7 protein-coding genes are annotated in these 10,438 nt (G+C 53.7%); 2 read left to right on the forward strand and 5 right to left on the reverse strand.

Annotated features, from left to right (window positions below):
- The 5 genes from OXG87_17975 to OXG87_17995 all read right to left on the reverse strand — a co-directional run.
- A partial coding sequence (locus OXG87_17975) for a PorV/PorQ family protein (GenBank protein MCY3871441.1) occupies positions 1–841 on the reverse strand: 841 nt, incomplete at its 3' end.
- A 55-nt stretch (positions 842–896) separates the two neighbouring features.
- Positions 897–3,401, reverse strand: coding sequence for a hypothetical protein (locus OXG87_17980; protein ID MCY3871442.1), 2,505 nt, complete (start codon positions 3,399–3,401; stop codon positions 897–899).
- Between the two features lie 69 nt (positions 3,402–3,470).
- Positions 3,471–6,566: a TonB-dependent receptor gene (locus tag OXG87_17985; GenBank protein ID MCY3871443.1), complete on the reverse strand. Its 3,096-nt coding sequence runs from the start codon at positions 6,564–6,566 to the stop codon at positions 3,471–3,473.
- Between the two features lie 23 nt (positions 6,567–6,589).
- The gene (locus tag OXG87_17990; protein MCY3871444.1) at positions 6,590–7,288 is read right to left on the reverse strand and encodes an outer membrane beta-barrel protein; all 699 of its coding nucleotides are present in this window, start codon (positions 7,286–7,288) and stop codon (positions 6,590–6,592) included.
- 369 nt (positions 7,289–7,657) lie between these two features.
- Entirely contained in the window at positions 7,658–8,680 is a 1,023-nt protein-coding gene (locus tag OXG87_17995) for a LacI family DNA-binding transcriptional regulator (protein MCY3871445.1), read from the reverse strand.
- 385 nt (positions 8,681–9,065) lie between these two features.
- Between OXG87_17995 and OXG87_18000 the strand changes: the two genes are divergently transcribed.
- Entirely contained in the window at positions 9,066–10,166 is a 1,101-nt protein-coding gene (locus OXG87_18000) for an SUMF1/EgtB/PvdO family nonheme iron enzyme (GenBank protein ID MCY3871446.1), read from the forward strand.
- A 13-nt stretch (positions 10,167–10,179) separates the two neighbouring features.
- A partial coding sequence (locus OXG87_18005) for a hypothetical protein (protein MCY3871447.1) occupies positions 10,180–10,438 on the forward strand: 259 nt, incomplete at its 3' end.

Here is a 10,438-nt window from a genome sequence, read left to right on the forward strand (position 1 = left end):
ATTTCACGCCTGCACCTGCTGTAAGTCCAAAGGAATCGTAGCGGAACATATACCCTCCGCGCAGCGCCAGTATATTGCCCAGCCAGGCTTCGCCGCCCACATGGTAGCGCTCTTCCCAGTTGATCAGGAAGTTCATATCAACCGCCCCGGTGATATAAAACGGATCGCCTTGCTGTCCATAGACCTCGGCAGCGGTCCCCAGATTGAACGACAGGGGTTGCTGGAACTGTCGCCGCAGCACCTCTGTATCCTTTCCGAAGTTCCGCAGTGCCATCGACAGCCTCAGGCTGCCAAGCCCGGTGTAGAACTTGGTGCCAAAATCCACGTTAAAAGTCGTGTGGTTGGTCAAGTCCAGATCCTCGCGAGCCAGCATAAATCGCACGCCAAAGGACAGCTTGTCTGTGAACTTGCGGCTATAGATGAGACTAAAGGCCGATGTGCCCAGGCTGAGCGTTCGACCCGTGCCTCCCGGCTGCAAAATCGTGGTCTCCTCCACATCCTCTGGCTTAAAAGTCAGGATGCTGACCCCGATGGTATGCACACCGCTTGTATAAGCTATAGCCCCGGTGTTGAATGTAGAATTTACGAACCACTGCGAATGGCTCAACGACACTTCCAATTTCTCCACGCCCGTCATCCCGGCCGGATTCCACCACGCGGCATTGACATCGTCTGCTGCTGTTGCATAAGCACTCCCCATTGCCACGGCGCGAGGGCTTTGCGCCACCGCAAGAGGCGAGAAGATTGTCAAGTCCGGCCGCTTAATAAGCCCACCTGCATATGCTGGAACAGCCATCAGTGTCGTGGCGAGCATGCAGATGAGAAAAACTTTTTTATACATACTTGCACTCCTTATTCAGAGGGGCGATAGGCAGAGACTACCCACCGCCCGCCGGTTACCTGACAGATCCCCCGACCACCACAAATGTCCCGCGCTGGATCTTTCCGTTGCTTTCTGGCGTCAGGGATTTCACCACGAAGAAATAGACCCCGGCTGGAACCTGTCCCGTCACCGCTTTGGTGAGCTGGATATATTCCGCTTCTCCAACCGATGGATTATCGTGGTCAAATTCCGACATCAGATCTCCGGAAACCGAGAAAATCTTCACATTGCACTTGGACGGCAAATTCACGAACCGAATTTTATCCGATCCCTCATAGGCGTGGGAACCATCGGCCAAGAAGGGATTGGGCACCACCGACACCTTCGCTTCCAGGCGTTCGGCCTCTGCATAAGCGGCCACTGCCGGACTCGTGGGTATCCACGAATACCGGAAGAACTGCTCGGGAGCAGCCAATCCGCTCTCCAGCCCGCTTTGTACCGACTGCTGGGCAGCTGGTGGCAAATCGGACAGCGTCCTGGTGCCATCGCTGCTGGTCCAGGTACTGTGACCAGTGTCATAAGCCGTCACCGCATAATAATAGGCAAATCCAGCCAGAGATGTATCGTCGGTGTAAGAATACTGATCACCCTCTTTGTGCGCCGTATCTCCGACCTTGATATCCTTCAGGAGTTGCCAGTTGTCAAAGTAAAAATCGCTGCGGTAAACCCGGTAGCCAGCAATATCCTTGGCCTCAGCAGTACCCGCATAATCGGGATCTTCCAGATCGTCGATACTCTGCCAGCTAATTTGGGCCGTAGCTGCCGGTGTATTCGCGATCCAGGTGTGGAGATCCGGCGGCGGGAGCGGCACGTCGCCGCCCAGTTCGTACATCGCCTGCGCGTGCTGCGCGTGCTTCATCAAATTCCGCATGGCCTTGTCCGTGTGCAAATCGGCCTGGTTCTGCGGAATATTTCGCTGCCAGCCCCACATATTTTCCTCTACCGGCATCGATGCCGTAAAAGCCATCACGATCTTCACGCGGTCTCCCCTTTGCATATCGTAGGGACCATAAGTGTGAGAAAACGCATGCCAGTTGGGCGACATGGGTTGCTCGGGGGTCTCGCCCCGTCGCGTGGGATTGTCCTGCACCGGCAGCGGTGCAGTCGGATTGTCCGGCCAGCCCGTGCGTCCGGCGATATTGTACATACTCACCCGCTCGCCCGGCTTGGCCACCGACACCAGCGCAATACCGATCTCGTCGGTGCTATGCCGGTTGATATCCGGTTCTTCCTTGTGAGTGAACCACGGCACGGCAAAGGGCTGCTCCGCCACCTTTGGAGCTATGTAATTTGCGTAGTCGTCGTTCACAAAAGGCGGCGTATAGTCAATCGGAATCGCCCCCACGTACTGTCCAGCCAGAAGTTCTCCGCGCTGTTGGAAGTTCACCCGCCCCCAGCAGCACTGGTTTTCGGGCTGATGGGGATCGCCCGCATCGTCGTGCGCTGTCAGCGGAGAGTCCCAGTCAAACGCGTAGCTCATCTTCATGCCCACTGCATCGGCTACATCCGCGTGATTCGGGTCGGCCGTTCCATAATTGGCCGCCTCGGTATAGCGGTACACATCGTCCTGGATCACATCGTAGTTCTCCGACTCCTGACGGCGCAACAACCAGTAGTAATAGCCCCGCGCTCTATCTACGCGGTCTCTATTGGCTGTCCCGCCTTCCGTGGGCCAGAAATAGTTGTAAAAGGCAAAATAAACATCCTTGAGATTCAGCCCGGCACCGCCGTTGAGATCGGCAACGCCATCGCCATCGGAGTCTCCGGTATTCTCAAACACATTCTCCACAATGATGAAGTCATCCCAGTCCCGAAACGTCCACTGGTAGATTTTCTTCGTGCCCTGAATACCGGCCTCCGTCGTCCACTTGGCGATAGCCACCAGTTCTCCAAACCGCTTGTGCTCCGGCTTCATATACGTGTGGAAATCCCAGTTGTGGATCTCCACAATATTGTCCGCACCCGGATGCGGCTGCCCCGGCCACCAGTTCTTGGCCTCCGCTATCGGAATTCCCTTGAGCGGATGCTGAGGATCCATCCCCACACCCAACTGACCTTCGATTTCCGTACTCACCGGATACGCCATCGGCGTGATGTCCGGGCTGGTGGTCAGGCTCGTAAACGATACCACGAGGTCTTTTCCGCGCGAGGGGGTGTATTCTGAAGGATCGGGCCTGGTGATAATAAACGTTCCCAGACTTCGCGCTGTGGCCGTTCTCAACAGGTAATTTTGCACCCACTGGTTGGACCCCGGCCATCCGCGCCTATCCCACAAACTCCCCGGCAAGCGGTTCCGCCCCGGATAGGCCACGCCCTCCATACTGGCGCGCCTGCTTCCATCTCGATCCGGACCGTGCATGCCTGTGTTCATCAGCCCCGTCCAGAGCTTGCTGCGCCGCAGGTTGCGCCACGGCAACCGAGGAATATTCTGAGCGGCTACCTCGCAGGCCAGCGACATCACAAAGATTCCCACAAGGATTGCCCCGGCCGTGCGAGAAAATTTCGCATACATTTTCATGTCATATCCTCTGTCTAAGTTTATATCCGCGGTGTGGGCGCAATGCCCACACCGCGGTACTGTGCCTGCTTACCAGGTCAACCGCAGCCCTGCAAATACCAGGCGCGGGTTGGTCCTTGTATATCTGCTCAACTCACTGGCATCGCCGCCAAACTGCATGAACAACGGATTGGTAGGCTGTGATTCAAGCAATCCCCACCGCACGTAGTCTGGGCTCGTAGATGCCGAGCCTTTGAAATTGAACAAATTTTCGACCTCCACATAAAGCAACGGGCGGATGCCCCTGATGTTGAAACCTTTTTGGAAGCTGAAATCAACCGCCGAGATCGTGGGACCCTCTTTCTTCAGGTTCAGACTGGTTTTCGGATCCTGATAATCAAAGATTCGTCCCGTGAAGATGCGGTAGATCATGTTCACCCGAACGTCGCCAAACAGCTTGCTGCCCCAGAACATCTCGCCGGGACCAAAATCGGGCGGACTGGCGTAAATCAGCACCAGGCTTCCATTTGTCCGCGTGGCATCGCTGCGCCCGCCTTCCACACTCCAGCCCGTCGTCGAAAAGGCGTAAAGCCCTCGCAGTGCTGCCTGTTCCTCACTGGACAGTCCGCTCTGCTCCCACAAGGGATAAAATTTCCCATCGTTGGTCGCATACATCGCACCCACGCCGAACTCGCCGGCCAGACCTTTATCTACTACCTCCTGCGCCGCTGCCTTCAGTTCCTCCAGCTTGGCGCCGGTCGGCGGAGCGGGAACCTCTGCCCCCGTATTCGGGTCAATCGTGTAACTGACCCAGTACCGGTTGGGATCGGCAATATAGGATGCATCCGGATAGATGCTCGCGCCCATATTGCCCCGCTTGGTGCCGCCAATAGTCAGGCGCTCGCCCCAGCCGAGGTTGAGTGCGGCTTTGAATGAGAAGTTGTGCTTCAACCCCTTCTTCAATGCCAGTTCGATGCCGCGGGTCGTGGTGTGGCCTCTGGGACCCTGCGAACGGGTCTTGGCTTTGCCGCCGATCTGCGGATCGCGGAATACCGCACCATTAACACTCAAAAATCCATTGGTGATGCGGTAATAAGCAGTGCCCTGGAAGGAATAGTCGCTGATGAAATTCCACTCCGTGCCCAGCTCAAAAGCCGTAGAAACCTGCGAATGCTGCAAAGAGAAGAACTGATCAATCACAAATCCCGAGCCAAACGAGTCGTTGCGGACCAGGTTGTTATTGTACTCTTCAGCACTGATGTTTCCATCGTTGTTGTGGTCAATCGAGTGCGGCCCCGTCGCCCGCCAGTTCTGCTGGTATATCCGGCGGAAATCCGGACGGGTGTGAAATTTTCCGTAGAAGAAGTGAATCTTCGACTTGGCTGTAATCGGATGCGAGATTCCCACCCGGGGCATAAACCAGTTCATCGGCTGCATATCGCCATACGTCACATGATTCCGGAAGCGCGTATAGTTGTAGCCCATTGGCGCGCCCTGATAGGGATAGAGGGGAACCACACCGCCGCTATACCGCTCGTAGCGGAATCCCGCATTGATGATCAAACCCTCAAACTCCATCTTGTCCTGCACATAAGCGTGGAGTTCGGTGGGCGTGATACCAACGCCGGGTTCATAGCGCTTGCCCCAGTAAATCAGCCATCTATTCCGCTCATCCACATCTTCGTAGGTCTCGGTCTTCCAGTTGTCGTAGCGATAAAACGTAAAACCGCCCTTCAGGAAGTGCGTGCGGGTCACCTGGCTGGCCAGATCGAATCGCGCTGCCAGCTTGTTCTGCTGTCCAACGCGAAGATCCCGTCTCTGACCGGAATCAGTGTAATACCACCCGTCGTTGTCTAAGGAAGGATTCACCGTCGTACGGGGAATATCAATGGTATCCTGCTTGCTGGCAATATACGACAGCCGCACCTCGTAGAACGTCTTTGCCGATAGGGTGTGGATGCTGGACACATAGAACATGTTGTCCGTCACCTGCCACTCACCCCCATAGCGTCCGCGTTCTTCCAGGAAAATCGCCCTGGAATCGAAACTATCTGCATAGCGACCTTTGCGGCTGGAATACAGCCCACCCGCACGGAGCTTGATATCGGGTGTGGCGCTATAGGTCAATTTATAGCTCACATCCGCATTAAACGGCTCGCGCTCAGTCGGCTGGGGCAGGTTCCGCGCCTGAAGATCGTGCTTTGTGGTGGCAAAGAACGACAGATCGCGGTTAATAGGTCCCGAAAGGGACGCTTCTAAAAAATGCCCGCGCACATCAGTATAATCTCTCGAAGGCCGTTGATGTACCTTCCGACCATTGGCTGTTTCATTCTCCCATTCTGGATTGCCATATTGCAACCGGCCCTGATGCACGAAGCTCTCGTAAGCATTGTTGCCCCAGTGCTTCTGTTGCGCTGGCGAATATCGATAGTGAAACTGCCCGTGGTAATCCCGACCGCCATCTTTGGTGACAATCTGGATAGAGCCGGTATTACCGTATTCGGCATTCAACCCACCAGCCAGCACTGTGATCTCTGAAATCGCCGATGTATTGACGTCACCGGTCCAGTTCTGCGTGCCTCCACGGGTGCCCGTCCCGCGCCGACCATCCGAGTGCGTCAGGCGCACACCATCTACCACATACGCAGCCACTTCGCCGCCATCACCACCCAAAAAGGCATTGCGGATCCGATTTGTGCCATCGGTATTGACACCCGCCTCCAGCTCGATAAAGTCATTCAAGTCGCGGATAATGGGCAGCACTGCAATATCCTCGGCAGTCACCACATAACGGCTCTCCGTCACATCTGCCTCTACCGGAGGCCGCTCTGCAATCACTGTCAACTCACCCAGTTCCAGCGCCGCTTCATTGAGAGAGAAATCAACTGTCGTCGTCAGATCCGACGCAACCCGTACATCGGACTTGGTCGCACCCGTGTACCCGACCATCGACGCCTTCAGCGTGTAGCTTCCCGGATCAACGGACAGGATAAAATAATATCCCTCTGCATCGGTTGTTGCCCCACGGGTCGTTCCCTCCACCTGCACGTTGGCACCCGGAAGAGCCTCTCCAGCCTTATCGACAATACGACCAGTAATTTTTCCCGTTGTCGCCGCCTCGGCCAGGCTGACAAAACCGAGGGCAAAAATCGCAACGAGAACAAAACCCAGACATTTTCTATACATCGAAAACCTCCTCAGTGTAAAGATTACCAATAATATTTAATTCCACCCGACAGATCTATCGCCTGCATGGGGAAGACTTTTTCCAGCCCCCAGTCCTCCAGGGGACGGAGTTCGCCCATAATCACATTATACCGCAAGCGAAGATCGATCACAAATTGCTCGGACCCCGCGATGCTAATCCCACCGCCAAATGAGAACGTCAGCGCCGCCACCTTGTCGTTGAAGGCGGGATTCATAATGCTGGTATCCAGGGACGTTCCCGACTGCCCGGGAAAAATCAGCCCCGACACCTCGTTCGAGAATCCGAAGAACCCGACGCCGCCCATTATATAAGGCGATGTGCCTTCGCCCAACTCTTTAAAATGGAGCAAACCGCTGGCGGTCAGGCTATTGAACGTCACGCCTTGATCGACATTTGGACTGCGGTAGTTCTGGCTGTCAATCGGCCAGGTGAACTCTCGCGTATCCAGATCGCCGCCCAGCATCGAAGAATAGTGATACTCGATCTCGGCGACAATCCTCGACGAAGCTATATAGTTATAGCTAATCCCCAACTTGGGAGACGCAGAGTACCACTCGCCAAATTTGAACAACGGTACATTTGCACTCCCGAAAAACCCGATCCCCGACTGGCCTTCTTCTAAAGCTCCAGCCGTAGAAACCGAAATTAGAACCGCCCCAGCGAGGCATAGTGTTCTAAACATCTCTCTCAACATCCGCATAAGCTGACCCTCCTTTGAGATGGTAAAAAACACAAACACAAAACGGTATCGCACTCAATTCAAATATCCCTCCTTTCTCCGGCTCAATACATTTGTAAAACTTATTTTCATATTGACAAAAAATCATCTAATCTAATAACCAGTCAAACATCTATTTCTAACTTTCAGATATGAGTATAAAAAAAACCCTCTATACCATGCCCTCCCACTGGTTTGTTAGACGGTTTTAGCTCCGAACTGATGACGAAGACAAACTACTGTTTATTGTTCATTTATGATAAATTTCTGACACAGACACACATTTGCACTTATATCACAGATAATATGCATTAAAATTTCTCCCAATGTCAAGTGTTTTTTTGAGTGTTTTTAACCTTTATTCGCCCCGCAGGATTCCCGCACGACCAGATGCGATTTCAAAGTTATTTGTCGAGGGTTATTCTGTTCCTCGAGTTGCTCCAACATCAGATCCATCGCCGCCTGGGCAATCGCCTCGTAAGGCGTTACCAGTGTGGTCAATGATGGCGTCACATACGCCGACACATCAATATCCCCACTACCCACCACAGCCACGTCCTCGGGTATGCGAAGACCCGATTCCCGTAGCCCTTTACAAACGCCTACCGCCGTATAATCGTCCCGACACACAAGTGCCGTAAACCGACCACCGAGTTCTTTACCCAGCCGATATCCCGATTCTGCAAAAATATCGCTAACAGGTATGCGTTTGGGCGTCAGGCCGTGTTGTTCCATCGCCAGCAAATATCCTTTACCCTTAGCTGAGACCGGGCTGGACTCATTCCAGTCCTCTCCGATAAACCCGATCTGCTCATGCCCCAACTTGATCAAATGTTCTGTAGCCCCGGAAAAATTCGCCACATAGTCCAGCACAACTCCGCTCAGGTTTTCGACTGGATAGTGCAAAGTCACCACTGGCACCCGTCCCTTCACCGCATCCAAAATGCGCTCTGACTCTCCTTCGTCTCCCCGCGTATGAATTAAAAGTCCATCTACGCCCCAGGAAATCAACTGCTTGATCCGCGCAGTCTCGTCAGCCCGTGAACTTTGAGGGATCCGGTTCGAGGCCACTCCCATCATGATCTGATAATCCTGCTCCTCAGCCTCTTTCAAAATCTGATCGGTCTGACGCCCAAAAGCCTCCTGGAAAATCTGGTAGGTCAACAGCCCCAGTGTACCCGTCTTCCCCATCACAATCCCCCGCGCCATCAAATTGGGACTGTAGTCCATCTCGGCGGCTGTTTGTCTCACCAGTTCTCGGGTCTTCTCCTTCACCAATACCGACGCATGCGGGGATAACGCCCGTGAGACTGTTGAATACGAAATTCCCAACTTCCTTGCAATATCTTTAATCGTAGCTTGATTTTTTTTCATTGGCTTATCTCGTCACTTATTAGAACGACATAAATGAGGGGCATCATTCACGAGCAGAAAGCTTTGATGTGGCTCAGATGAAATGTCTATGTAAATATAATGCAAAAAGTGTACCAATGTGAACGTTATTCTAAACACATATTCGTAAAAAGTAATTTTTTTATAAAATAGAAAACGCTCCGCAACCCCCAACTTCCAAAGTGATATTCGAATATGTGTAACTAATAAACAGCCCAGAAAGAGCGATATATCGTCTGAGGACAATATATCGCCCCAAAAAAAAATATCAAGTTATATTTTTTTGCTCGCTCCCCTATGCTTGACAACGCTTCCCAACCCCCTTAACTTTTGACATCTACTCACTGTATTCTTTAAGGATATTCCCATGCCTACCCATCTGTATTTCACTTTTGTCTTTCTGCTGGGTTTTGTTGCCTCTGCCAACGCGCAGGGCGATCCTGCCGAGATCCCCGCACGCTACGATCTGGCCCGCATGTCGCTGGAAGACGGCGAGGTCTATTATGCCGAACAGCAATTCCTCAAAATCCTCAAAATTGACCCCAAACATGCGCCCACACATTTAATTTTGGCCCGCCTCTATCACCGTCAAAAACGCAACGCCAATGCTTATCGCCACTTCAAAACCTATCTCGACCTCTCGCCTGAAGCACCCGACAAAGCCACAATTCGCACCTTGCTCAATACCCTCGCCGAAAGCCTGAAAGCATCCGGCAAAGGCTGGGTCGTCATCGACCCGTCAAAGCCCTGGCGACCATCTGCCCCGCCCCAACCCGATGAACTCGGTTTTATATCCATCCAGGGCGGCACCTTCCTTATGGGTGGCACTTTTGAAAACGAAAAACCCATCCGCCTGGTCACAGTGTCCGATTTCGAACTCCTGAACCACGAAGTCACCAACACCGAATACTTTGCCTTCACAAAAGCCACAGCCCATCCCTCGCCCGAGCACTGGCGCGAAGATTGGTTCTGGATGTCTGAGTTTGGCACCCACCCCGTCGTCAACATCACCTATTACGACGCCGAAGCCTATTGCCAATGGCTGGACGCGCGCTTGCCCACCGAAGCCGAATGGGAATATGCCTGCCGCGCAGGCCGCACCCAGGCCAAATATCCCTGGGGGGACGACCCGCCCGACGAACAAAAAGCCAATTACGGACGCATTTTCAAAAGACCTTATCCCACGATAGCTGTCAAATCCCACTCTCCCAATGCCTACGGTCTCTACGACATGGCTGGCAATGTGTGGGAGTGGTGTGCCGATTGGTACGATCCCAACTATTACAAAAACGCCCCCTCCGATAACCCCAAAGGGCCGGACAAAGGTTTTGATTATCAACACACGCGCAGGGGTGGGCAATGGCAGTCCTCCCCCCATTCCCTGCGTTGCGCCCGCCGCTATGGGGGCGAGCCTTCGGCCCAGGACAACGGCAGCATGGCCTACTTCGGCTTTCGCTGCGCCCGCTAAGAGAGAGACCACCATGGCAATCCGTCTCACATTTCTCTGTGCCCTCCTGATCGCCTTTCCGATAGCCATATATGGTGGCGACATACCCCGCGTGCCATTGGGCCATGACGAAATCCGCTATCTCAGCAGTATTCCCAAAGACAACCCCCTCACCCAAACCAAAATAGCCCTGGGCAAACTCCTCTTTTTTGACAAGCGGCTCTCCAGAGTCGGCAGCTTAGCCTGCGGCTCTTGCCACCAGCCCCACCGCGCCTTTACCGATGGCCGCGTCC

The organism is Gemmatimonadota bacterium, from assembly GCA_026706845.1.
Classification (GTDB): domain Bacteria; phylum Latescibacterota; class UBA2968; order UBA2968; family UBA2968; genus VXRD01.

What these genes read in the sequence shown, in the direction of transcription:
- OXG87_17980 (MCY3871442.1), bottom strand. Translation starts at nt 3,401, where the DNA reads ATGAAAATGTATGCGAAATTTTCTCGCACGGCCGGGGCAATCCTTGTG.
- OXG87_17985 (MCY3871443.1), bottom strand. Translation starts at nt 6,566, where the DNA reads ATGTATAGAAAATGTCTGGGTTTTGTTCTCGTTGCGATTTTTGCCCTC.
- OXG87_17990 (MCY3871444.1), bottom strand. Translation starts at nt 7,288, where the DNA reads ATGCGGATGTTGAGAGAGATGTTTAGAACACTATGCCTCGCTGGGGCG.
- OXG87_17995 (MCY3871445.1), bottom strand. Translation starts at nt 8,680, where the DNA reads ATGAAAAAAAATCAAGCTACGATTAAAGATATTGCAAGGAAGTTGGGA.
- OXG87_18000 (MCY3871446.1), top strand. Translation starts at nt 9,066, where the DNA reads ATGCCTACCCATCTGTATTTCACTTTTGTCTTTCTGCTGGGTTTTGTT.